This is a genomic window from Prevotella sp. TCVGH, assembly GCF_023522295.1.
GTDB lineage: Bacteria > Bacteroidota > Bacteroidia > Bacteroidales > Bacteroidaceae > Prevotella > Prevotella timonensis.
In genome coordinates this window covers 1-22,785 of record NZ_QFFX01000035.1, presented here as the reverse complement: position 1 = coordinate 22,785, position 22,785 = coordinate 1, and the positions used below count along the sequence as shown (strand labels likewise).

The following is a 22,785-nucleotide window of genomic DNA, read 5'->3' as shown; positions in this document are numbered from 1 at the left end:
AACATCATATGTGTTTGGGTGAAGAGAATACGGTAAATGACACTCCTCGTGCAAACAATAATCCCTTTGAAAAAGCTTTTGGTTTGCACATACAGCAAGGTCATTTCCCTAAAAAACTCATTCTATCCAATAGCTTCCCATATCAAAAGTTAATATTTGGTTAGCACAGTAATGTTAGTTCTATACATTACAACATTGAAAGAGCAGATGCACTTAAGATGATGAATAAGGATAGTGAACCCTTTCAACTTTGGATTACTGGTGATGCTTACAATGAAAATTAATGTTGGTCAATAAAATAACTTAAAAACACTATAATAGAACAAACTTTTTGCTATCTATTTGCGAAGTTAGACAAGAAATGTCTATTGTTGCAAACAAAATATTAAATGAGAGAAAATGGCAAGCATAGCAAACTGGATATATGATAAGCCTCTCAGAGGCAATTACACCTTCACACACGATGAGGTGAAGCAGGCATACTCTGATATGAGTGCTGGCAGCATTGCACGGGCACTGACCAGAGAGGTGAGCAAGGGACGGATTATGTCGCCTCTGCGCGGATTCTACGTCATAGTACCAGATGAGTATGTGCTGCGTGGGGCAGTGCCACAGTCGTTTTACTTGGACGACATGATGCACCATTTGGGGCGTAAATACTATGTGGCTCTGTTGAGCGCGGCAAGTTATCACGGGGCCTCGCATCAGGTCCCGCTGCGGTTCAGTGTGATGATAGAGCCTCCCGCTTTGATTCATAATATCTTCAAACACAAAGTAGTGTTTGGAATATGCAATCTTTTAGAATCAGGTTTAGAAACAGCTCTGAAAGAAGCACAGAAATAGGTACTAAGAGGTGTTCATATGAAGGGGCGCATGACATGATAAAGCAATGAAACACTAAAGGATGGAGATATAAATGGAATAACAGCAAAAATCAAATTGCGAAGTGCCACATCAAGCAGCTATCCTTCAGGTATCAGTCCGTCAAAAAATGGAAACAATACTGGGCTCACGAATGTTTCTGTTTGTAATGGGAGCGTCAGGCTTACAGGCATTGCATCTTTACGGTTGAGATACGATTCGTCATAGCAGAAGAGGTATTCGCCACCATCTTCTGTCAGGATGCCAGCAAGGATTCTCTTTCAATATACCTCAGCTTGTCTCATTGTTTCTTGGTAGCCGTTCATACGTAATCAAACCTCTCACGCTCCCATAGGGCTCGTCCTGAATTTTTCCAGAAGTGTTTTTGTTTTTTATTCTATTTTTAAAGTCTTTGTAACTTCTACTGACTATCTTTGTGCCATTTATTAACCATCCAAGCATGAAGAGCTCAAAGAAACTTTCCCTTGTCCATGGGGTACGGCGGCTGGCCTACCTCCTCCTCTTGTCCGCATGCCTCCTCGCCTGTTCGTCTGAGGAGAACGGTACAATGCCCGGCACCCCCCTTTCTTTCACGACACTGGTCTATATGATGGCCGACAACTCCATGGATTCACAGGTAAATTATGCGGTCGGTCAGCTCAAGCAGGGAATGAAAAGCAAGGACGTGGGCAACACGGTGATCTATCTCGACCGGCAGGATGCTTCACCACGGCTGTTCCGCATTTCAAGGCAGGGAGAAGAAATACCCCTTAAAGACTATCCAGAGGAGAACTCGGCCAAGGCGGAAACGCTGGTGCGTGTCATTGGTGAGACTAAGCAGCTTGTTCCTGCCGACCATTTCGGGCTTGTGTTGTGGGGACATGCCACGGGCTGGCTGCCGGGAGGCTATTCGCACGATATCATGCAGGTCAGCGTCCCTTCACGTCAAAATCTCAACACCCGATATATGGGCCTTGACGGCACGCCCAACGAGGCAACCACCTCTCCATTGATAGAGATAGACGCCCTGGCCAAGTTGCTGCCCGACCACGTGGCTGACTACATTTGGTTCGATGCCTGTCTAATGGCGAATGTCGAGACGTTCTACCAGCTACGCCACAAGTGCCAGTACCTCATCGGATCGCCCACGGTAGTACTTGCCGAAGCCCAGTACGACGTTTCGGGCATTCCCTATGCCAAGGTGCTGCCTTTTCTGTTCGGTGGAAAGGATGCTTTGGTGCAGGCCTGCAAGACCTATTATCGCCACTATGAGGGAAAGAAATACAGCAATATGCGCTCTGCCACGATTACACTGGTTGATGCGTCCAAGATGGATGCCCTCTACCAGAATGTGAACGTCCTGTTAAGAAACAGGCTGTCCTGCGTGGAGACGATGGACACCCGCACCCTGCAAGCCTACCATCGCGACAATGACCCACACGTCTTTTTCGACCTGGCTGACATGATTCATCAGTCAACGAACCAAGCCACTCCGGCATTCGACAAAGCCCTGTCCGATGCGGTGCTCTACAAGGCCGCCACCAACAAGTTCCTTGACCAGCTTACGCTCGTCCCCGGCCATTGCTGCGGGCTGAGCGTCTATGTCCCTTTGAAACAATGGAACGCTACCAAAGAATACAAGTATTATTTCAGGGAAATGGAGTGGGGCGAAGTTTACGGTCGTGTCACTCCGTAAACATCAGCAGGGCTAAGAGCATGTAGCCACCTTGAATCAGAGCAAGGCGGATATTCCTGCGCATGAGGCTATATTTCTTATAGACAGTGGCTTCCGTATAGCCTACCATCCTGCCCACTTCACGGGCAGGGCAGCCCTCCGCCATTTTGCGGAACACGATTTGTTCCCTTTTCCTGTATCTATTCAATACTTTCGAGACGATGGATTCAATCTCCCGACTGGCTATGCCACCTGAGGCATCCGCCGACTCATCCTCCATGCTGTTCACGGCGACCTTAAGTTGTTCTTTATCATCCAAGGATGCCAGACCGTACTTTTTTTGCAGTGCTTCTTTTCGGTATAGGTCGATGACCTGACAGCGGGCTAAGTTCATCAGGAAACCCTTAATCCCGTCCGACGATTCGAGGTGCGTCAATTCTTCTGCTCTTTCCAGGAGGGTAAGCCACAGAGACTGCGCCATGTCGCTGGCAGCCTCCTTGTCGTGCGTCCTGCAATAATAGGTAATTAGAGTATCCTCATACCGTGTGTAAAGAGTGGAAAAAGCCTTCTGCCACCCTTCACATCTTGATGCAATCATCCGGAGCGCTTCAAGATCATCCATTTCCGTTGTCTCACCTACGATCGATCGCTGTTCATAGATTAACATGCGGCAAAGGTAGTTTGGGATTATTAAAATATCAATACAATTTTATGAATAATCTGTTATAAAAAATAGAAGCGTTCATGCGGCCCTTTCTTCTGGGAAGCCATTAAAATAAGGATAAGAGAAAACTTAACATGATTGTAACGTGATTTGCGGTAAAGGTCACCCCTTTTCTTCGGTATTATATATAGAGGGGCATCTCATTTTTGAGTACCATTCGGACGTCATGCCTGCGCACTGGGAGCATCAATGCCCTTCATGGAAAATGAAACCAGAGTTCGGTTAAGAACTCAACATCATGATTTCCGATCAATGTAAACTAATTATGGATTGATTATGAATGAGTATATGAATGAAGAAAAGAGGAAGCACGGCAAGGAAGCCTGCGACTTCTACAATAAGTACATGGCATCGTCTTCTGACACCCCTCTCCAGGCAGATGACCTTGAAGACGACATGCCGGAAGATTCCCCGACAAGGGTCTCTCCACTGAAAGCCTGGCAAATTGAGCAATGCAAGCACATGACCCGAAAGGCACTGTCTGCTCGACTGGGTTTCAACATCGTGGGTTCACCACGGACGGCAAGGCCCAGGTTCTTTGGCATTGCAGCAGCGGTGCTGATCCTCTTCGGTGTAGGCATCATGCTCACCTGGCTTGACCTGCAGCCTGTTCCGCAGCATCGCCTACAGCAGTTGGCTCACTGTGTCACCGACACCACAATCACCCTGCCCGACGGCACGCGGGTGGATCTCCAGGCCGGTAGTTCCCTCTCCATCGCCGACGATTTTGGACGTTCTTCCCGTGTGGTCGCCCTAAGCGGACAAGCATTCTTCGATGTCGCCACCGATTCTGCCCGCCTGTTCACTGTCGAAGCCGGACAGCTCCACGCCGTAGTTCACGGCACATCTTTTAATGTGTTCGCCCATCCTGGGCAGGCTATCAGCGAGATTACCGTCAGCAGCGGATGTGTCGAGGTGAAGAAAGCCCACGGTGGACACTCCTTCGGCCGTTATCGTCACGGCGACCAAATCGCCTACGATGCCAGGACAGCACGGGCAACGGTACATCAGGTAGACGTGGACGACATGACTGAATGGCAACGTCATGAGTTTCGCCTGACCGATGCCACGCGACAGCAGTTCTGCGACAAGATACGTCGCCACTTCGGCAAGGAGATCGTCATTCGCGACAATGCCATCGATGCCTCCGCTCGAATCAACTATTCGGCCACCGCAGCGCGTCCCACCGTGACCAACGTGATGAATGATATCTGCGTCATTTTTAATGTGCAGTATGCCGACCTGGGCAATGCCATCATCATCTCAACTCGGTAAGGGCATGCAGACGATATTAATAGCGGAGCGTGATGAATCACGCCCCTACGACAAGCAGACGATATTAATAGCGGAACGTGATGAATCACGCCCCTACGACAAAACAAGAATATCAATAAACAAAAACAAAACAATGAAAAAAAGGAATTACACTTTTCCCCTATCCTTTATCGCAGGGTTTCTGCTGCTGGTAGGAGGTCTGGTCGTATGGCCGTCATTACGCGCCAATGCAACATCTGCCAGTAGTATGACCACAACAGCAAACACCCCCACAGCAACAGTCAAAAGCCCAGTGGCGACAGCCGGCTATCCGAAGGAAAAACTCAGCAGCCGACTCAAGAGAATACAGCAGCAATACGGTGTAGACATCAACTACGACTCGTCCAACATGGATAACATCAGCGTGAAGGCCTCGCGAAAAGTCAGTGTAGAGAACGATCTTGCCAATGCACTCGCCGCCACACCTTACAGCTACAGGAAAGGTGCAGGAGCTAAGTCGTACGTAGTCTATAAAGATGCCAACAAGCCACGGCTCACGCCAACCGCTCAGAGACAGCCTTCTGCTACTACAGGGCGTGGCACCATTGCGGGCACCGTGCTCGACAAGGAGGGATTCCCCGTCATCGGCGCCACCGTCACGGTGGTGGGCATGAGCGGCAAGGGAGGTGTCACCGATATCAAAGGGCACTACAAGATTACCAACCTGCCCGCCCGCTCGTTCACCGTCGAGGCCTCGTGCATCTCCTTTCAAAAGATGCGCATCTCCGATGTCAAGGTGCGCGGCGGCAAGTCCACGCCGCTCGACTTCATCCTGCAAGAGGCCACCAACGAGCTGCAGGGTGTCACCGTTACAGCGTCCTACGGCAATGCCACTACCAATGCCATGCTCGCCCAGCAGAAGAACCGCATGGCCATGAGCGACGGCATCAGTGCCGACCTCATTCGAAAGACCCCCGACAACAACGTGGCGCAGGTCTTGGGCCGCGTCTCGGGTGTCACCATCGACAAGGGTAAATATGTGGTGGTGCGCGGCATGAGCGAACGTTACAACAACGTGCAGCTCAACGGGGCTGCCCTGCCCAGCACTGAGCCCAACAAGCGCAACTTCTCTTTCGATGTCATCCCCGCCGGACTGGTGGACAAGGTGACCATCGCAAAAACCTTCACCCCCGACTTGCCCGCCGAGTTCACGGGCGGATTGGTGGAGGTCAACACGCTGTCCGTGCCCACCAAGAAGTTTCTCAACGTGAGCATCGGCACGGGTATCAATACCATTTCCACCGGCAAAACCATGGAGACGGGCATCAACTACGCCTCCGACTATCTCTTCGGCAATATCAAGGATCGCAAGTGGGCCACCGAGGACCATTCCGCCGAGGCAGCTGACGTGTACTGCAAGAACGCCGCACAGCGCAACCCCATCCAGTTTTTCAAGTACAAGGCCTTGCCGCTGCAGACCTACTCGCTCACGGCAGGCATTCCCATCACCCTGCACAACGGCCACAAGCTCGGCGCTGTGCTCGCCCTGACCTACCGCAACGAGCAGACCATCCACAACATCAAGGAGGCACGAATGATCAGCGCCGACTCCCTCTTCCGTACCAACCGAGCCTACAACTTCGTCACCGCCACCGGTGCCGTACTCAACATGGGCTGGCAGGCGCGCAACCACAAAATTACGTGGCGCAATCTCTTCAATAACCGCTTCACCCACACCACCACCGACCGATTTATCGTCACCGATTACACCGCATGGTGGACCAGAGAGCTCTACAGCAACCCGCTGCGCACGTTGATGTTCCAGACACAGATGGACGGCGAGCACAAGTTCTGGGAGGATCAGCTCATCCTCACCTGGAATGCCTCCTACAACAAGGTGAACCGCACCAACCCCAACACTGCATTGGTCGAAGCGAATATGGTAGGTGACCGCTATACGACGAATATCTTTGGCTGGAGACCTGCCAGTGGCAGCGCCAGTCAATTTGATCTTACCAGTGGTCATCTGATGTATTCCGACTTGAACGAAAGCAAGAAGACCGTAGGAGTCAACGTGGAGCATCCTTTCGAGGTGGCAGGCAACAAGCAGCGTGTCAAGGCTGGTTACATGGGTACCTTTCGCCGGTCCGACTTTTTCCAGCAGTACATCAAGCCCCACATAACAAGCCCTACCGGCCAATTACCGGATAAAGGCTTACCCCTCAACGATGCCTTCAATCCCAAATGGTTCGAACAGGGCTTTGCGGTATATTCGCCGGTCGGCATCATGGGTTCATACGCTGACTATTACGAGGGCAGCCAGGACGTGCATGCCGCCTATTTGATGGGCGATTTCACTTTCTTCAACCGTCTCCACCTCACCGCTGGCGTGCGTATGGAGGATGCCCAAACAAGCACCACCACGAGAACAGCCATCCTGACTTCTACGAGTGTTAACTGGAACGACACTACTATTTCCATTAAAAACACCGACTGGCTGCCCGCTGCCACCTTGGTCTATAACATCACGCCCACGCTCAACGCCCGCCTGGCCTTCAGCAAGACCCTTGCCCGCCCTGAGTTCCGTGAACTCACGTTCACCCCATACTATAGAGTGGAAGACCGCATGATTACCTATACAAAATTTGGAGATTACGTCAAGCAGTCCAAAATCACCAACTGGGACCTGCGCTTCGAGTGGTACCCATCCCTGGGCGAGGTGGTCTCATTGAGCCTATTCCACAAGAAGTTCAAGGATCCGGCAGAGGTCTATACCTGGCTAAGACAGGACGGTCACAACTACGACGAGATTCATGCCAATCTGCCCGAAGCCACCGCCAAGGGCATCGAGCTGAACGTGCGCAAGTCGTTAGGATTCCTGCTGCCTGGCTCCTTCCTCCGTGACCTTTGGTTCACGGGCAACTTCTCGATTATCGATGGTACAGTGAAACTCAACTACGATGAGAGCATACAGAACAGTTATAAGAATCGCAGACGCCCATTAATGGGAATGTCGCCCTACACCGTGAACGCGGGGTTGGGCTACTTCGGTAAGAAGTTTAGCGCTACAGTCAACTATGGGCGTAAAGGACGCAGTCTGCTACTATCAGCGGAGAATGACGCGTATGACATCTACGAGAATCCGCGCAATGTGCTTGACCTACAACTTGCCGCCAAGTTCCTGAAAAATCGGCTTGAGGTGAAGTTCAATGCCAGTGACCTGCTTCACGAAGACTACATCCTCTACCGCAACTGCCACGGGTACATCGATACAAGTGGCAACTGGTCGGATATTGTCGATTGGACGGACAAGGGTATGGACTATACCCCCGGTGACTGGGTCATCAGCCGCATCAACAAGGGGGTGAATCTCTCTCTGACGGTAAGTTATCAACTTTAATTCACCCGTAAGGGTACTACATCAATTCGAGATAGTATGCAAAAGGACCAGATACGAGAAAGTCCAGCCAAGTAAGATAACAACAGTGGAACTTTTCATCCTTGACGGTCCCGAGGCATCTATTAATAATCATTTATTAACTAAATTCATTCTATTATGAAGAATTTTAAAAAGTTCGCCATGCTCCTCGTAGCAGTCATGGCAGTGGGAGTCACAATGACTTCGTGTTCAAATGAGGACGAAACAATCCCTGTAGTGAACAATGTACGTGCAACGGAAACGCTGTCGAGTATCATCAGTGCTGACAAGACGTTGTACAGCAATGTCACCTATCAGCTCAGTGGAAAAACCTACGTCACCAACGGTGCCACGCTCACCATTCAGCCGGGTACACGCATTGAGGGTCTTTACAACAGTGAAAACACCATGGCTTCTGCTCTAATCATCACCCGTGGGTGCAAAATCATGGCTCAGGGTACAGCCGATAAGCCTATCGTGTTCACAGCCCAAAATGGACAGAAAGGCGGATGGGGCGGTCTCGTCATTCTTGGCAAGGCTGTTGTCAATCAGGGCACGGAGTGTGCCATTGAGGGCATCGACGCATCCACAGCACCCGCAGGCGTGGACATCCATTTCGGCGGTACGAACGACAACGACAATTCTGGCGTGTTGAGCTATGTACGCGTGGAATATGCCGGTGCCAGCATTGCTGCCGACAATGAGCTGAACGCCTTCACCTTCGGTGGCGTGGGTCGTGGTACGCGGCTCGACCACTGCCAGGCATTTCATGGTGCCGACGATGCCTTCGAGTTCTTCGGCGGATGCGTCAACGGCAAGTACCTTGTTTCCACTGCCACCGACGACGATGGTCTCGACTTCGACTGGGGGTACACAGGAACTATCCAGTATGCGCTGGTCACCATCGAGCCTACCATGAAATATTCGAAAGACCCGAATGGTATCGAATGTGACAATGACAAACTTGGTTCTACAAAGACTCCCTTCACTCATCCCGTATTGAGCAATTTGACGATAAAAGGAACTACAAAAGGACAGGTAGCGCAGGTTGGTGAAAGTGGAACTGCTCTGAAGTCTTGCGCTGATTTCCGTCGCAACTGTGAGTTCACATTGATCAACAGTGTGGTCTATGGTTTTCCGAGAGGCATTCTGAGAGAAACCAAGAACTCTAACTATGTTTTAGAAAACAATGTTATTTGTGCTGCTTCAAATGGACAGGTAGCTGGTATTAACTTCAGTGCCGACAAAGCTACGAATGATACCTTTACCCCATCGGCTTCCAATGTGGGACTGACGGATTATAGCCTCATCAAACTTAACAATCCATGGGGCAATTACAAGACTAAGGCTTTGATACCGCTTGACAATCCTGCCAAGACGGGGGCCTATTCTCTTACCGGCATAGAGGCTGTCAATTATAAAGGTGCGTTCAACCCCAGATTAAAAACAGTCTGGACGGCTCAGGCTTGGGTAAGATAAATATAAAATATTCTCAGGATAGTAGGCCAGCCAAGGTTGGCTTACCATCCTTTGATACGTTTAATTAAAAAGAAAAACAAATGAAAACCAAAAATTTACTTTTTGCCATGCTGCTACTTGGCAGCGCAACTGTTGTTAATGCGCAGGAGAATCTACTTAGTAATCCAGGGTTTGAAGGTGAGACAATCGTCATTGATGAGGTAAACGGTATCATTCGTCCGACAGGCTGGTATAATCCATTTGATTATGAAGAAGGGGATGTTCATTTCAGCACAATTGTCTCCGAAGCTCATTCCGGCAACGCAGCGCTGTATATGATGTATGCTTCCGAAGGTTATCCAAGTGGAGGTAATGAGATACAGTGTATAGATGCCTCTGTTACAGGGTTAGATAAGGTATATACGTTTTCTTTCTGGTACAAAGTAATCAAGGCGAAAAACTATAAAGGGAGGCCTATAGAATGGAAATATTGCATTGGAATGTGGCACTCCTCCGACAGCGATGAAATAGGTAATGTAGATGCTGTGGCAGACCAAGGCATAGATTCACAAGGCATAGTCACAAATGGAGAGGCTATAGAGGGAGACTGGAAGTTCGCTACTGTCGATTATGATTTTGGAGACCGTTTGGCAAGATATGCTCCAAGCAAATTTTATACCTACGACAAGAGCAAGATGAAATATTTATTAATTGGAGTGAAAGTTAGTTCTGGCGACCTCTTGCTCGATGACTTTTCCCTGACGGTGAAAGGCGGCACGAGCGGCATCGAGACCACAACCGCCAATCAGCCTTTGCCCGTGAAGGTAGATGGTGGCGAGCTGTATGTGGGCGGCGTGAAAGGCAGCCGCATCACTGTGTACGACGCCATTGGCAGGACGGTGGCCAACACTGTGGCAACCAGCGAAACCACCCACATCAGTAACTTGCCCAAGAACCAACTGTTGGTGGTGAAAGCTGGAAACAAGACAGCGAAAGTAATGATGAGATAATTCATAATGCATAATTCACAATGCATCATTATTTCCATCCGGACTGTTATCATGCACTTGGACAAAAATGCTATCGGTCGGAGGAATCATAACAACAAGGTGGTGTGCCGCACACTCTGCTGGCAACTCCGCCTTGTTTCTACCAAAATATTGTAAAGAATGAAAATACTCAATCAAATCTTTCTCACGGCAACGGCCGTGGTGCTGCTTGCGGGTTGCAGCTATAACGACGAGCCCTTGGACGGCGGCTACTATCATCTGACGGTGGCAGAGCCCTATTCGTATGACTCTTGCTATTTCATGCTGGATGGTCAGAGTTTTTCTAGTAAGACAGCAAGTCTATTTAAGGATAGGGGTTTGACGAACAGCACCTACCGCGTCCGCGCAGAAGCGAAGGGCGTGTTGCAGGGCTTCCGCAAAGGAGCCGACCAGCCCGATTTCTCTATGAACGTGGACCTGAGCCAGCAGCGTGACTTCACCTTCGTGCAATTGCCTGGACAGAAACTCATGACACCCGACGAGTCGGAAGGTGGCGAGCCGATGCCTACAGAGCCGGGACACGTTAAAGCCCGCTTCTTCTACACAGACAAGACCTATCCCGACATTCACCACATGCGTGTGCAAATACTCAGTGGCAAAAATCCGTTTTCCAGCAAGAAGCTCTTATCCGTGTTGTTGGAACAGAACGTGCCGGGGCAGTTCGTGGAGATAGACACCACGGCTGTGCAGGGAAATTTTTATTTTCGCCTGTACAATGCCGACGTGACACCCGAGAAGCGTATCGGCTTTATGCCCACGCTGATGAAGTTTGACAGCGATGCCCGTCAGACCTTGCAGGTGAATGGACATTCGGGAAATATTGAATATGCGTTTTAATGAACAATGCACAATTCATAATTCATCATGCTCATTACTTTCCGTTGGTCGGTGACCTTCGGTTCAAAGTTTAAAGATCAAACCTCAAAGTTCAAAGTTCAATGTTCAAAGTAAAAAATATCTTATTGATGCTCTGTATGTTCTCCATCACCACTCATGCGGAGAACGGGAGCGTGGTGAAGGCTCCATCGGCTGCCTCGCACAAGACGGTGGTGACGGCAGCCGGAGCAACGCTGCCCCTGCCTTTCTACAACAAAGCGTTCGAGTTGTACTGGGAGAAAAACGACGTACCCGTGACCTATGCCGGTATCGGCTCGGAGCGGGGTCTGAAAGCTCTGCAACGCCGACAGATCGACTTTGCGGGCGTGGACGTGCTGCCCACCAAAGCAGAGCGCGACAGCCTGCCGGGAAAGGTGCTGGCACTGCCCACCTGTATGGGAGCGGTGACCGTGGCCTACAACCTGAAGGGTACGGACAACCTGCGGCTGACGGGCGAACTGCTGGCCGACATCTTCATGGGTAAAATCGTGAAGTGGAACGATGCCCGCATTGCAGCGGTGAACCCCAAGCTATCACTGCCCGACCGGGAGATTACCCCCGTGTTCCGTCTCGACGGCAGCGGCACCACCTACGTGTTCTCCCAGTATCTCTCAAAGGTGAGCGACGCATGGAAAAACGCTATGGGCGTGGGCAAGAAGATAGGCTGCAAGGTGGGCGTGGCTGCCAATGGCAATACTGGCGTGGCAGGCCTGGTGGAACGCATACCAGGAAGCATCGGCTATGTGGCGACGGAATACACCACCGCCTTCGACACGCAACGGGCATGGCTGCGCAATGCCGCCGGCACGTTTGTGCTGCCCACGCAGGAGAGCATCATGGCTGCTGCCGAACAGGAGGGCAATGCCACCGACATCACCAACGCCACCGATGCCGGGGCATACCCCATCAGCTGCTACACCTGGGTGTTGGTGTATCAGGAGCAGAGCTACGCCTTGCGGTCATATCATGAGGCACAGGAGACGGTGAGCGTTCTGCGCTGGCTGCTCAGCCCAGAGGCACAGGAGCTGACCACCCGTCTGCTCTACTCGCCACTGCCCACCCGCACCGCTGCCGCCGCCGCACGTCTGCTGGACAGCATGACGTATGAGGGCAAGAAGATGAAATAGCTCCCCCCCGCCTCTTTGACGTCCTCAAAAGAAACATCCCCTCATGAGGACTCCTCATGAAAACTTTTTTATTCTTCATAACTTGAACGCTTGTGGCGCACCGCAACTTACCCCTGCGGTCGTCCACAGGCGTTTTTGTTTGCCTTGTAGTCTCGATGGCGGAGAAAATCCTGAACCTTATCAAAAATTCCTGTTGAGTATGAATATTCCATCCGTGTCCGTCAGATAATTGACAAAAGCAGTCTCACTCCTTCTTCATAGGAAGCGTTGGGTAACGTTAAATACTTGGTTGGTTGGTCGATTTAAACTGATTGGTTTTCGTTTTCCACCATTTTTGCTTATATTTTTGTAGCAAAAATTTAATTTCTATTTCCTGTCAAACCATTTTGACCCAAGAAAGGAAACCAGAAATTCTACATTCGATGAAACGGAAGCCATGGAAGGATTTTTTGCATTTTTGATATTCCCTCAGCAAGATAGATGCTCATTCTCTTTTGGATCTCAGTGCAATATTGCCCTCATTTAAAATCAGAAGATTATGCCAAAAGTAGAAAGAGTTATCCATCCAACGACATGGATTAGGGAAATTCATGTAGGCCAGTTGAAGATCACCAATGTATCACTGGACAAGCGTCACAGCTTTGTGAACATGATCAGCGATTACAACCGCTCTTGGGGAGCCATCGCTGGTAAGTTCATCCATTACAGCTACAACAGCTATGGCTGCCGGCTGGCCATCTATGCAGTATCATCAGAGGAACGTAAACAGGAATTAAACAAGGAAACAGATGAAGGAAAATGGAAAGAAAAACTCCCCATTGATTTCTACGGAAAGAAAGAATGGGAAGCGGAAAGCGAGCATGACTGATTTCATGGCTGCCAGTCATGGAGTACTTAACACCTCGGACACGGTCTATACCGTGCCCGACATCGCCCTTATGCTCGGACGCAAGGAGTGTACCATCAGGAAGCGCATCGAAAAAGGCCTTATCCCAGCTCATAAGATGGGTCGTTGTTGGTATGTCCTGAAATCGGAGTTCATTGCAGAATTAAGAGATACTTAGCAAATCCTCTAAATAACAAGTGACTAAGTAGAAGCCCTTGGCCGACCCGCTGAGAAGCCAGTCGGCTGAGGCATTTTTTTGTAACCCCAAACATGATTAGAGGATGAAATGATACCCAAGGCCATTATAGAAAAGATACTTGATGCGGCGCATATAGAAGAGGTGGTGGGCGAATTCTTGTCACTCCAGAAGCGAGGCATCATCTATCGTGCGCTGTGTCCTTTCCATCAGGAGAAGACACCGTCGTTTACAGTTACGCCCAACCGCAGCATGTTCTACTGTTTCGGGTGCCATAAGGGAGGTAATGCGATTACCTTCCTGATGGAGCATGAGAACATGACCTACCCAGAGGCCGTGAAATGGCTGGGCAGGAAGTACGGTATAGAGGTGGAGGAACGTGAGGAAACCATCGATGAGAAGCAGCAGCGCCTGAGACGTGAGTCGCTACTGATTGTCAATGCCACCGTACATAAGCATTACCGTGAGGTGTTTCTGCGCTACAAGCCTGCCCAGGACTATGCCTACCGCCGCTGGGGGCAGAAGTATTGCGATGAGATAGAGATCGGTTTTGCGCCCATCGACGGCAAAGCCCTCGCTCGTCTGCCCTTGCAAAAGGAATTTCTCCAGGAGTTGGGACTCATTAACAAGCAGGGCTACGACTTCTTCCAAAACCGTATCGTCATCCCCATCAAAGACCGCTACCAGCACATCATCGGCTTCACAGCAAGGGTGATGGACGACAGTCAGCCAAAGTATCTCAATAGCAAGGAGTCGTTTCTTTACAATAAGCGTAACACGGTCTTTGGTTTGGACGTGGCATGGCGGGCGGCAGGAAAGGCCGAGCAGATGTACCTTGTGGAGGGAGCCCCCGACTGTATGCGTCTGCATGCCATTGGTGTGCAGAACGCCGTAGCCGACCTTGGTTCGGCATGGACAGCGGAGCAGTTTCAACTCATCAAGAGGGCAACCAGTAAGGTGTGCTTCATTCCCGACAACGACCCACCCAAGGGCGGCGCCGATTATGGTACGGGTATCGAAGCCGTAATGAAGGCAGGGAAGCTCGCCACTGAACAGCACCTTATCGTATCGGTCAAGGAGATACCCATCACTGAGGAAGGTAAGAAGGAAGATCCCGATACCTATTTCAAGAATCAAACGCTCTTCAAGGCTGTAGAGGAAGAGGACTTTATCCTGTGGCTGGCCGCCAAACTATTTGAGACGAGCGGCAACACTGAGCAAAAGAGTGATGCCGTGAAGCAAATAGCCCACCTGTTGTCCTTTATCGATGACGACACCAAGCTCACTATGTTCATTGATGCCCTCACCAAATATCACCGAGGAAAACTCTTCTGGCAGAAAGCCGTCGAGAACGAGAGGACGAGGCGCGACAGCCCAAAGGAGGACGAAATCGACCTAAACCGTCAGTACGGTTTTTGGATAGACCACGGCAAATACTTCTCCACCACCGAGAAGGGAGGAGTGATTGAATGGAGCAATTTTACGCTGACACCACTCTTCCACATCAAGGACCCGCTTATGGCCAAACGACTCTTCTTGCTCACTAACGAGTTGGGTATCAAGGAAATTATAGAGATGGAGCAGGAAGACCTTATCTCGCTGCAAAAGTTCCGCCAAAAACTCGAATCTCTCGGCAACTTCATCTGGAAGGCTGGCGAGAAGGAACTCATTAAGCTGAAGTGCTTCCTCTACGAAAAGACTGAGACAGCAACCCAAATCAAGCAGCTCGGCTGGAACAAGAAAGGCTTCTATGCCTTTGGCAACGGCATCTATTATGGAGGGAAGTTCAGTGAAGTCAACGAGTACGGTATCGTACACCTGGACGAGAAGGGTAACTACTACCTGCCAGCCTTCTCTCAGATTTATAAGGAAAACACTGACTATTTTCGTTTTGAGCGTCAGTTTGTGCATTTCAATTTCTCAATGATTTTGCTCCGGGACTTCACCCGTCAGCTCTTCCTCGTCTTCGGCGACAATGGCAAGATAGGCTTCTGCTTTTATCTCGCCACCCTTTTCCGTGACATCATCACCCTCACCACACGCTCATTTCCCATCCTCGATCTCTTCGGTCCGAAGGGTTCTGGCAAGAGTGAGTTAGGACACACCTTGATGTCGTTCTTCGTGATTGACAACATACCGCCTAACATACAGAACTCCACCATTCCCGCCCTCAACGACACGGTAGCTGCCGCCGCAAATGCTCTGGTGCACATCGACGAATACAAGAACGGCATCGACACCGCCAAGATAGAGTTTATCAAGGGCCTTTGGGATGGTACGGGGCGCACGCGCATGAACATGGCCACCGACAAGAAGAAGGAGACCACCGCCGTAGATGCAGGCGTGATTATCTCCGGGCAAGAGATGCCTACGACCGACATCGCACTCTTCAGCCGGCTTATCTTCCTCTCGTTTCCCAAATCAGACTTTACAGATGATGAAAAGAAGAACTACCAAAGATTGCTCATGATGCGTTCCAAAGGAATGACGCACTTAACCCTACAGCTTTTGACTCATAGGGAACTGTTTGTCAAAGCCTTTTATGATCAGTATCATTTGATATTGGATGATGTAAACAAACGGTTAGGCAGTAGGAATGTCATCGACCGCATTGTGCAAAACTGGGTGGTCCCACTTACAGCCTTCCGATGTTTGGAAGGCAATTTGGATTTGCCTCTCTCGTATTCAGAAGTATTGAATATCACGGTTGAAGGCATTATACACCAAAACATGGAATGTAAGACAAATGACGAGTTGGGTAGCTTCTGGCGCATGGTGCAGTTTCTCAATAGTGAGGGAGAAATTTACGAAGATGCCGATTTTAGAATTAGAACTGTCAGCCGGTTCCATTCCAGTATCATCAATGAAACGGAATGGGCAGAGCCGCACAAAATACTCTATCTTCAGAAGACCCGCATCTTCATGCTCTATAAGCTCAATGCCCACCGCAACGGAGAGACCTCACTGCCCGAAGAGTCGCTCCGTTACTATTTAGAAAACAGCAAAGAGTATCTGGGCGAGCAGCGCATGACATATCATGTCGTCAAAAAGGGCAACCAGGTCCTTGACTTCGATCACCGTGATGCCAAGGGGCAGCCCACCAAAATGTCCGTCCAACAACGTTCCTATTGCTTTGACTATGAGAAGCTCGTCGAGGCGTTTGACATCAATCTGGAGATGACAAGAGAAGAAAATAACAGTTAAATACAACCTATAAGTTGTATAATTCAAATATATAACTTATCTTTGCAACATAAAAGAAAGAACATGACGTTCGATAAAATTACTGACGACGGTCGTCTATGGGCTGTGCGATACAATGGAGAGAGCGATAATGCACTCTATACGCTGTTTGACAAGTGGGGCGACGTAGTATGGCTTAGACAATTCTTCCGTGATAATTGGGATGATTTGATAGCCTACTTCAAGGTGACAGACATCAACCAAGCCATAGAGGACACGATTGAGGACAGCGATCAACTGCAATGTTTGATGCTGGACTTAAATCCTGATTCAGACTTAGAATTGCTATTTCACCCATTGGAAAACTTCCGCACCTCGGAGATGGTGCTCGGCAAAGAAAAAGCCAGGCTGAAACGAACGATTCGTCATTCTTCGTGGCTTCGCATCTATGCAATAAAGTTATCACAAGGCGTGTATGTCATCACAGGTGGGGCTATTAAACTTACACTCAAAATGGAAGAGCGAAACCACACAAAGGCGGAATTGGCAAAACTGGAAAAAGTCCGCCGTTTCCTCCTGAATGAGGATATTATCGACGATGATTCTTTCATAGATTATGTTACCACAATATAAAAAGGAGGTAAGTATGAACCAAATTATAAGCAAACTGGAGGCGCATGAGAGCAAGACACCCTCTCGTTGGCGCGAGGCTGCCGAGTACCGACAGGCTAATAAGTCGTGGCTCCGCCACTCGCAGCGTATTGCGATGCTTATGCTCGACAAGATGGACGAACTCCATCTTACCCAGACAGAACTTGCCCAGCGCATGGGCTGCTCGCAGCAGTATGTGTCAAAGATACTCCGAGGGAAAGAGAATCTCTCCATCGAGACGCTTTGCAAGATAGAGGATGCCCTCTCACTCCATTTACTCCCCAGCGAGGTAGAAACGGTATGATGAAGTTATACTCACATGACGAGATGCTCAACCGAGTGTTGGGCAACAAAAACACGCCTGCCCGTAGTGCTTACGAGCAAAAACGAATCGCTTCTTGAAAAAGATAAAGACGCTCATTGAGCAAAAAAAGAGAAGTAACAGGGACTCACTCTGGATACCCTAAGAACTGCTTGTGAGTCATGATAGGCTACCCGCCATTATTAGGTAATTTGTCCTGGTAATGGCGGCTTCATTTTTGCCCTAAAAAAATCTCAGTAAACCCCGAAAATGCTTGTCTTGCTTGTCTTATATGTCTTGTCGTTGAGTATCAATAAATTATATGTCTTTGATGTTGTCTTGACTTGTCATTGCTTGTCTTAGAAAATGGTCGAAGTGGAGAATCTTTCTATTTTAGTCAAATAATATAAGTCTTGTCTAATAATAAAGAATGTTATATTCTTGAATATCAATACTTTATGTATTTATGACAAATAAGACAGAAAAGACAGCCCAAATATATGTGCCCTACAAAAAAATAAAAAGGCGGAAGCTCCGCCTATTCTATAACGCTTAGCTGCACTCGGCCATTTGAAAGCGAGCTTTCATGGCTCTCGCCTGCAAAATCTTTCGTTACTGCTCATCATATAGCCTTGACAGGAAGTCCTGTAGTCGCTTATCCTGTATCTCGGTAAGTAGACAGGGCTTAAAGCCTGGTACTTGCCTAATGCTCAACCTGCCCAGTCCATACCGCGAGCCATCCACCTTGATGTCTTCCATCTCCTTTACAGAGGCATAGCCATACTCCGTTTCAGCCATCCCTACAACGATACTGAACAAAGTAAAGTCGTCGTCTTCTGGCTGCCCCTCCAGTACATACCAGCGGATGAGTCCAATTTCAAACACACAGACGCAAGTGGCGTCCTTCTGCTTCCCGTCCTGAGAATAAAGAGGGAAGTTTTTCAACTGTTCGGCGAGTTTTGCCGTCATCAAACGATTTGCCATATAAAATGCTATTGTGGAGCAGTGGTGAGCCACCCCGTTACCTTCTGACTCATTTCCCTCTTGTGAAGTCTAATGACTTCTTCGGGGAAAACTATTTTCGAGCATATCAGTTGCTATTGGATGAAACATTCAAGGGCAAGGAATTTTTCAAGTTTTTATTCACATACCACGACAAAACAAAGAACGGCCAATAAAAAACTGAAAAATAAGGCACTGGTACTTGATCATAATGTGCCAATAGCGAACTTCGCGAAGAAAATGGATGAACACCGAAGAAGTTTAGTTTTTTGCTGCAAAAAGAGAGCGCCATGGCAGGTAATGAGTTGAAGAGAGCCGGAAATGGAATGGAAGAACTGCATGCAAGGATGCTTGGGCATCTTGCTGCAAGTTTGAAATGGAATGTGGCATCTTCAACTCATCACTGGCCTTGTTGCGCACGAAATGACCTAATCTCTCTCCCTTGTCATTCTACGTTCCTGAAGAATGATGAAAGCGGTATTGTAATGGTTGCTGCTTTATGCGCAATGAATGGAGATACGGCTTTCAGGGAAAAAGCCTTCTGAAATATAGGTAAAACCACATAGGTAGTCTGTGTAACCCCAATGCAACACAAGAGTTGGGTTACACTGGAGATGCACTGACGTCACACAGGAAAAATGTGCGATATGGTGGGCATAGGCACGGAGCAGGAAGTAAGATGGGCGGAGCCGTGGAGCGGTCATGGGCGACAATCCATCACCAGCGTAACAGCGGCAGCCTATCCTTTCTGTACCATGCTATGCACTCCATCCAGCACATAATGGATAACCGCCCTCCCTTGTTGCTCCGTGTCCCAACGGAGCGATGAAAGCGGTGTGGAGTCATCACACTCATTTATGACGTGATAGCGAAATACGGCTTTCAGGGAAATTAAGAATTTCCAAATAAAAGTCTTGTTTTTGATGCAAAAAGCAAGACTTTTATTTTAACCAAGCATTATTCAGCTAAGCATTTTTCTTTCAAATAGGCAGCGGACTGTGACCGCTGCCCGATTTTGAAAGCTGGTCATACCTTGTCAGATATACCCCAGCCATGTTCACTCCTTCCTGCTTATGCTGCCCACCTGCTTATAAGGATGGTTGCAGAATACCCAATCAATCTCACGGTATGACAAAGTGGTTTGTATGCCACTGCCCATGACCATTCCACAGTGTTTTAGGATTTTGCATAACACTTAGCTTCCTCGCTGCGCTCTGCTTCTACCCTAAAAGTACCCTCGAATATGTATCGAGCCGGTACGCTATAAATCTTCTTCATTGTATTTCCTTTTGATGGAGTATGCCTGAAACTCGGCACACTCCTGGTTCTACTTAGTCAAACATTGCATTGACGTGGGTTTCAAACTCGTCGTCTGAATAGCTGTAGAAGATGTCATCTTCCACATATCCGTAAAATAGATTGTCCACTGATGGAAAATCGTCTTTCCACTTGTCGCACACACTACAGGGTGCAAATAGGGCATCGCCCAACTGCGCATTGCAAATCTCTCTTGCATCAACGCCCTCTATCGAAAAAATACTGATATTCTCCATGCTTTTAGAAATGAAAATCAATGATACCACCGATATAAAGTTCGTCACCCTCCGTCAGATGCTCCACCATGCGCATCAACTCCGCCGACTTTTCCGCAAAGGTCTGATAGTCGTCATTACAAAGGTAGAATTGGGCATCAGTGTCCAGCGGATTTTGCAGCTCGGTCTCCAACTGGTATACCTCACCGCAAAAGTTCATCACGTTTTCCGTGTTTACCTTTGCCGCTTTCGTCTGAATACGCTCAACCCACTCACGTTTCCACTGTCCAAAACCGCCTTGATACACAAAGGTCGTTTCATCTTTCAGGCGAAACATGCCCAATGGCAGAATATGAGCCATGAGCGAGTAAACGGCTCTCTTCCGTTCTTCTTCTGATATGGCGGCACAATAGTCATAATCGCTGCCATCACCCTGCAACAAGGTATCTTCACAAAGATAGCCCTCGATGCGTTCTTCCGATAATTGAAAAATCCATGCGTGCATAACTTACAATTTTAAGAGGTTATCAATCTTAATCTTTTCCCTTTTGTGAAGTCGAAAGACTTCTTGCAGGTACTTGATTTTCGAGCAAGAAAGTACGGCATAAGCGGGAAGGACAAGGCAAGCAATGCACGGAAAAATTGACGGAATACCCAAATCTTGATTTGAGGAAGGCTGCCGTCTATTTTTCTGCGCATAGCCCCCAGCGGTGCTTGCCGCTCTTTCCTATGCCGTAACTTTGTAAAGAAAATGAGTACTTGCAGCAAGGAGGCAACCGCAAACATGGAAATGATAGACAGTAAATACCGCACATCATGACGTACCTTTCTCTGATAATAGGGAAAACAAGAAAATAATTACTGTTTTCTTGCTTAAATGACATGAAATAGTTATATTTGCTGCATAAATCTGTGTCATGACACAAAAATATATTCTAAAATGCTATTTGAACGGAAGTATTACCTAAGCCAACTACAGAATGCTGATGGAAACGGTATGATCAAAATCATCACCGGGATGCGACGCTGTGGCAAGTCATTCCTCCTTTTCAATATCTTCCGAAAGAGTCTTCTTGAAAGGGGCATTCACGAAGATCACATTATTAAAGTCAATTTGGAGGATCGCCGAAATAAGAAGCTACGTAATCCAGATGCACTTCTTGAACATATCGATAAATTGATGACAGATGCAGAGAAGTATTACATTCTGTTGGATGAGGTGCAGTTGGTCTGTGAGTTTGAGGATGTTCTTAACTCTTACCTTGGCGTACCCAATGCAGAAGTGTATGTTACCAGCTCAAATGCAAAATTCCTTTCAAGAGACATTATAACGGAATTTCGTGGACGAGGATGGGAAGTACGCATCCACCCACTTAGTTTTGCAGAATATTATGAGGAGATAGGTGGTGAAAAGGCGGAAGCCCTGGATCAATACTATAAATATGGTGGCCTGCCAGCTGTGGCAGGAATGAAACGAGCTAAAGACAAGCAGAATTACCTCCGCGAGATTTTTGAGACGGTGTATCTAAGAGACGTTATTGACCGCAACCATCTAAAGAATGCAGACGGCTTACGGGAGCTGGTTCGTATTCTTGCCTCTACTATGGGGGCGAGTACCAACGTGCGACGAATTTCAAACACTTTCAAGACTGCCGCAGGCATAGATGTTGCCCCTGCAACGATAGCCAAATACATCGCGTGTCTGCAAGATGCATTCATCATCAGCGAAGCATTACGCTATGATGTCAAGGGTAGGAAATATATCGGCACAGAAACCAAGTATTATTTCGAGGATTTAGGGATAAGGAATGCCGTTGTTGAATTCCGCCAATTTGAGCCAACCCATATTATGGAGAATGTTGTATATAACGACTTATGCCGCAATGGTTTCTCGGTTGATGTCGGATTAGTTGAAAGTTTCAAACGCGATAATAACGGCAAACTCACAAGACGAAACCTCGAAATAGATTTTGTCGTCAATCGACATGATGAACGATTATACATTCAGTCTGCCTATGCTTTACCTTCAAAGGAGAAAGTTGATCAGGAACAAGCCTCACTCTTGCAAGTGTCAGACGGCTTCCGCAAGATTATCATTGCCGGCGATCATTATAGTACTGGTTATAATGAGAATGGCATCTTGGTAATTGGACTTTACGATTTCCTGTTGGAGAAAGCGAATATCTGGAAATAGTATAAACAGCAAGTCTATAATACTAAATGAAGAAACAGGGGAAGCTACAGATAACTTCCCCTGCTACTTTTTTACGTACGCTCGGCATGAGCATTTTCTAACGGGTGGAAGTCCCGAGTAAGCCCTAATAGCGGGAATTACATAGCCAAAGGCAAGGGTGTTCATCGTGAGGTGAAATCTGGAAGGAAGCCGGCGGCAAACATCTGGCCTAACGAACAGAAACTTCATATAAGGCATATGACCATGGATAAGATTGTATAACAAATCAAAGTCCTATAGCTATTCGGAATGGTTGGTGGAGTTTCCTTGAGCTTAGCGAAAAAATGAAGTAGGTATAAGATGGAAAGATAATGTTCTTATCCGAGGAGGTCTCACGGACGTTTCAAATAGTTGTTTTT

The 22,785-nt window shown here is 48.2% G+C and carries 22 protein-coding genes; 17 read left to right on the top strand and 5 right to left on the bottom strand.

What is annotated here, in order from left to right:
• Positions 1-399: 399 nt before the first annotated feature.
• The gene (locus DEM91_RS07850) at positions 400-843 is read left to right on the top strand and encodes a type IV toxin-antitoxin system AbiEi family antitoxin (RefSeq protein WP_249858541.1); all 444 of its coding nucleotides are present in this window, start codon (positions 400-402) and stop codon (positions 841-843) included.
• Between the two features lie 119 nt (positions 844-962).
• On the opposite strand, the gene DEM91_RS07845 is transcribed toward DEM91_RS07850, so the two are convergent.
• Positions 963-1,124, bottom strand: a complete 162-nt coding sequence (locus DEM91_RS07845; RefSeq protein ID WP_345945836.1) for a HipA N-terminal domain-containing protein — start codon at positions 1,122-1,124, stop codon at positions 963-965.
• 197 nt (positions 1,125-1,321) lie between these two features.
• Between DEM91_RS07845 and DEM91_RS07840 the strand changes: the two genes are divergently transcribed.
• Positions 1,322-2,557 (top strand): clostripain-related cysteine peptidase, encoded by a 1,236-nt coding sequence (locus DEM91_RS07840; RefSeq protein WP_249858540.1) that lies wholly within the window; start codon positions 1,322-1,324, stop codon positions 2,555-2,557.
• Here the strand turns inward: DEM91_RS07840 and DEM91_RS07835 are convergent.
• Positions 2,547-3,134 carry an RNA polymerase sigma factor gene (locus tag DEM91_RS07835; protein WP_249858544.1) on the bottom strand — a complete coding sequence of 196 codons (588 nt, stop codon included), beginning with the start codon at positions 3,132-3,134 and terminating at the stop codon, positions 2,547-2,549. The genes DEM91_RS07840 and DEM91_RS07835 overlap by 11 nt on opposite strands.
• Positions 3,135-3,548: 414 nt before the next feature.
• Here DEM91_RS07835 and DEM91_RS07830 point away from each other — a divergent pair, with 414 nt between their 5' ends.
• From DEM91_RS07830 to DEM91_RS07775, 12 genes are all read left to right on the top strand, one after another.
• The gene (locus tag DEM91_RS07830; protein WP_249858539.1) at positions 3,549-4,535 is read left to right on the top strand and encodes a FecR family protein; all 987 of its coding nucleotides are present in this window, start codon (positions 3,549-3,551) and stop codon (positions 4,533-4,535) included.
• Positions 4,536-4,539: 4 nt separating this feature from the next.
• Positions 4,540-7,914: a TonB-dependent receptor gene (locus tag DEM91_RS07825; RefSeq protein ID WP_249858538.1), complete on the top strand. Its 3,375-nt coding sequence runs from the start codon at positions 4,540-4,542 to the stop codon at positions 7,912-7,914.
• 156 nt (positions 7,915-8,070) lie between these two features.
• On the top strand, positions 8,071-9,411 hold the full coding sequence (locus DEM91_RS07820) for a hypothetical protein (protein ID WP_249858537.1): 1,341 nt from the start codon (positions 8,071-8,073) through the stop codon (positions 9,409-9,411).
• 80 nt (positions 9,412-9,491) lie between these two features.
• The gene (locus tag DEM91_RS07815; RefSeq protein ID WP_116616140.1) at positions 9,492-10,400 is read left to right on the top strand and encodes a DUF6383 domain-containing protein; all 909 of its coding nucleotides are present in this window, start codon (positions 9,492-9,494) and stop codon (positions 10,398-10,400) included.
• Between the two features lie 237 nt (positions 10,401-10,637).
• Positions 10,638-11,276: a hypothetical protein gene (locus DEM91_RS07810; RefSeq protein WP_249858536.1), complete on the top strand. Its 639-nt coding sequence runs from the start codon at positions 10,638-10,640 to the stop codon at positions 11,274-11,276.
• Between the two features lie 101 nt (positions 11,277-11,377).
• Positions 11,378-12,442, top strand: coding sequence for a phosphate ABC transporter substrate-binding protein PstS (gene pstS, locus DEM91_RS07805; protein WP_102698289.1), 1,065 nt, complete (start codon positions 11,378-11,380; stop codon positions 12,440-12,442).
• A 538-nt stretch (positions 12,443-12,980) separates the two neighbouring features.
• Positions 12,981-13,310, top strand: a complete 330-nt coding sequence (locus DEM91_RS07800; RefSeq protein WP_116616139.1) for a hypothetical protein — start codon at positions 12,981-12,983, stop codon at positions 13,308-13,310.
• On the top strand, positions 13,303-13,506 hold the full coding sequence (locus DEM91_RS07795) for a helix-turn-helix domain-containing protein (protein ID WP_007175168.1): 204 nt from the start codon (positions 13,303-13,305) through the stop codon (positions 13,504-13,506). Before DEM91_RS07800 ends, DEM91_RS07795 begins: the two co-directional genes overlap by 8 nt.
• A 108-nt stretch (positions 13,507-13,614) precedes the next feature.
• A complete protein-coding gene (gene dnaG / locus DEM91_RS07790; RefSeq protein WP_249858535.1) occupies positions 13,615-16,728 on the top strand; it encodes a DNA primase in 3,114 nt (1,037 codons plus the stop codon).
• 63 nt (positions 16,729-16,791) lie between these two features.
• On the top strand, positions 16,792-17,340 hold the full coding sequence (locus DEM91_RS07785; protein WP_249858534.1) for a hypothetical protein: 549 nt from the start codon (positions 16,792-16,794) through the stop codon (positions 17,338-17,340).
• Between the two features lie 13 nt (positions 17,341-17,353).
• Positions 17,354-17,662, top strand: a complete 309-nt coding sequence (locus DEM91_RS07780; protein WP_249858533.1) for a transcriptional regulator — start codon at positions 17,354-17,356, stop codon at positions 17,660-17,662.
• Positions 17,659-17,760, top strand: coding sequence for an XRE family transcriptional regulator (locus DEM91_RS07775; RefSeq protein ID WP_249858532.1), 102 nt, complete (start codon positions 17,659-17,661; stop codon positions 17,758-17,760). The genes DEM91_RS07780 and DEM91_RS07775 overlap by 4 nt, the downstream gene beginning before the upstream one ends.
• A gap of 511 nt (positions 17,761-18,271) precedes the next feature.
• Here the strand turns inward: DEM91_RS07775 and DEM91_RS07770 are convergent.
• A complete protein-coding gene (locus DEM91_RS07770) occupies positions 18,272-18,643 on the bottom strand; it encodes a DUF2958 domain-containing protein (RefSeq protein ID WP_249858531.1) in 372 nt (123 codons plus the stop codon).
• A gap of 308 nt (positions 18,644-18,951) precedes the next feature.
• Between DEM91_RS07770 and DEM91_RS07765 the strand changes: the two genes are divergently transcribed.
• Positions 18,952-19,206, top strand: coding sequence for a chromosome replication initiation protein (locus tag DEM91_RS07765; protein WP_249858530.1), 255 nt, complete (start codon positions 18,952-18,954; stop codon positions 19,204-19,206).
• Between the two features lie 102 nt (positions 19,207-19,308).
• Positions 19,309-19,443 carry a hypothetical protein gene (locus DEM91_RS12570; protein WP_007175154.1) on the top strand — a complete coding sequence of 45 codons (135 nt, stop codon included), beginning with the start codon at positions 19,309-19,311 and terminating at the stop codon, positions 19,441-19,443.
• Between the two features lie 549 nt (positions 19,444-19,992).
• Here the strand turns inward: DEM91_RS12570 and DEM91_RS07755 are convergent.
• Positions 19,993-20,214, bottom strand: coding sequence for a hypothetical protein (locus tag DEM91_RS07755; RefSeq protein WP_007175152.1), 222 nt, complete (start codon positions 20,212-20,214; stop codon positions 19,993-19,995).
• 4 nt (positions 20,215-20,218) lie between these two features.
• Complete coding sequence (locus DEM91_RS07750; RefSeq protein ID WP_249858529.1) at positions 20,219-20,698, bottom strand: hypothetical protein; 480 nt, start codon at positions 20,696-20,698, stop codon at positions 20,219-20,221.
• A gap of 435 nt (positions 20,699-21,133) precedes the next feature.
• Between DEM91_RS07750 and DEM91_RS07745 the strand changes: the two genes are divergently transcribed.
• Complete coding sequence (locus DEM91_RS07745; RefSeq protein ID WP_249858528.1) at positions 21,134-22,387, top strand: ATP-binding protein; 1,254 nt, start codon at positions 21,134-21,136, stop codon at positions 22,385-22,387.
• Positions 22,388-22,785 lie beyond the last annotated feature (398 nt).

Coding starts and splice junctions, on each gene's coding strand:
- DEM91_RS07850 (WP_249858541.1), top strand. CDS start 400: ATGGCAAGCATAGCAAACTGGATATATGATAAGCCTCTCAGAGGCAAT.
- DEM91_RS07840 (WP_249858540.1), top strand. CDS start 1,322: ATGAAGAGCTCAAAGAAACTTTCCCTTGTCCATGGGGTACGGCGGCTG.
- DEM91_RS07835 (WP_249858544.1), bottom strand. CDS start 3,134: ATGATTGCATCAAGATGTGAAGGGTGGCAGAAGGCTTTTTCCACTCTT.
- DEM91_RS07830 (WP_249858539.1), top strand. CDS start 3,549: ATGAATGAAGAAAAGAGGAAGCACGGCAAGGAAGCCTGCGACTTCTAC.
- DEM91_RS07825 (WP_249858538.1), top strand. CDS start 4,540: ATGCAGACGATATTAATAGCGGAGCGTGATGAATCACGCCCCTACGAC.
- DEM91_RS07820 (WP_249858537.1), top strand. CDS start 8,071: ATGAAGAATTTTAAAAAGTTCGCCATGCTCCTCGTAGCAGTCATGGCA.
- DEM91_RS07815 (WP_116616140.1), top strand. CDS start 9,492: ATGAAAACCAAAAATTTACTTTTTGCCATGCTGCTACTTGGCAGCGCA.
- pstS (WP_102698289.1), top strand. CDS start 11,378: ATGTTCAAAGTAAAAAATATCTTATTGATGCTCTGTATGTTCTCCATC.
- DEM91_RS07800 (WP_116616139.1), top strand. CDS start 12,981: ATGCCAAAAGTAGAAAGAGTTATCCATCCAACGACATGGATTAGGGAA.
- DEM91_RS07795 (WP_007175168.1), top strand. CDS start 13,303: ATGACTGATTTCATGGCTGCCAGTCATGGAGTACTTAACACCTCGGAC.
- dnaG (WP_249858535.1), top strand. CDS start 13,615: ATGATACCCAAGGCCATTATAGAAAAGATACTTGATGCGGCGCATATA.
- DEM91_RS07785 (WP_249858534.1), top strand. CDS start 16,792: ATGACGTTCGATAAAATTACTGACGACGGTCGTCTATGGGCTGTGCGA.
- DEM91_RS07780 (WP_249858533.1), top strand. CDS start 17,354: ATGAACCAAATTATAAGCAAACTGGAGGCGCATGAGAGCAAGACACCC.
- DEM91_RS07775 (WP_249858532.1), top strand. CDS start 17,659: ATGATGAAGTTATACTCACATGACGAGATGCTCAACCGAGTGTTGGGC.
- DEM91_RS07770 (WP_249858531.1), bottom strand. CDS start 18,643: ATGGCAAATCGTTTGATGACGGCAAAACTCGCCGAACAGTTGAAAAAC.
- DEM91_RS07765 (WP_249858530.1), top strand. CDS start 18,952: ATGGCAGGTAATGAGTTGAAGAGAGCCGGAAATGGAATGGAAGAACTG.
- DEM91_RS12570 (WP_007175154.1), top strand. CDS start 19,309: ATGGTGGGCATAGGCACGGAGCAGGAAGTAAGATGGGCGGAGCCGTGG.
- DEM91_RS07755 (WP_007175152.1), bottom strand. CDS start 20,214: ATGGAGAATATCAGTATTTTTTCGATAGAGGGCGTTGATGCAAGAGAG.
- DEM91_RS07750 (WP_249858529.1), bottom strand. CDS start 20,698: ATGCACGCATGGATTTTTCAATTATCGGAAGAACGCATCGAGGGCTAT.
- DEM91_RS07745 (WP_249858528.1), top strand. CDS start 21,134: ATGCTATTTGAACGGAAGTATTACCTAAGCCAACTACAGAATGCTGAT.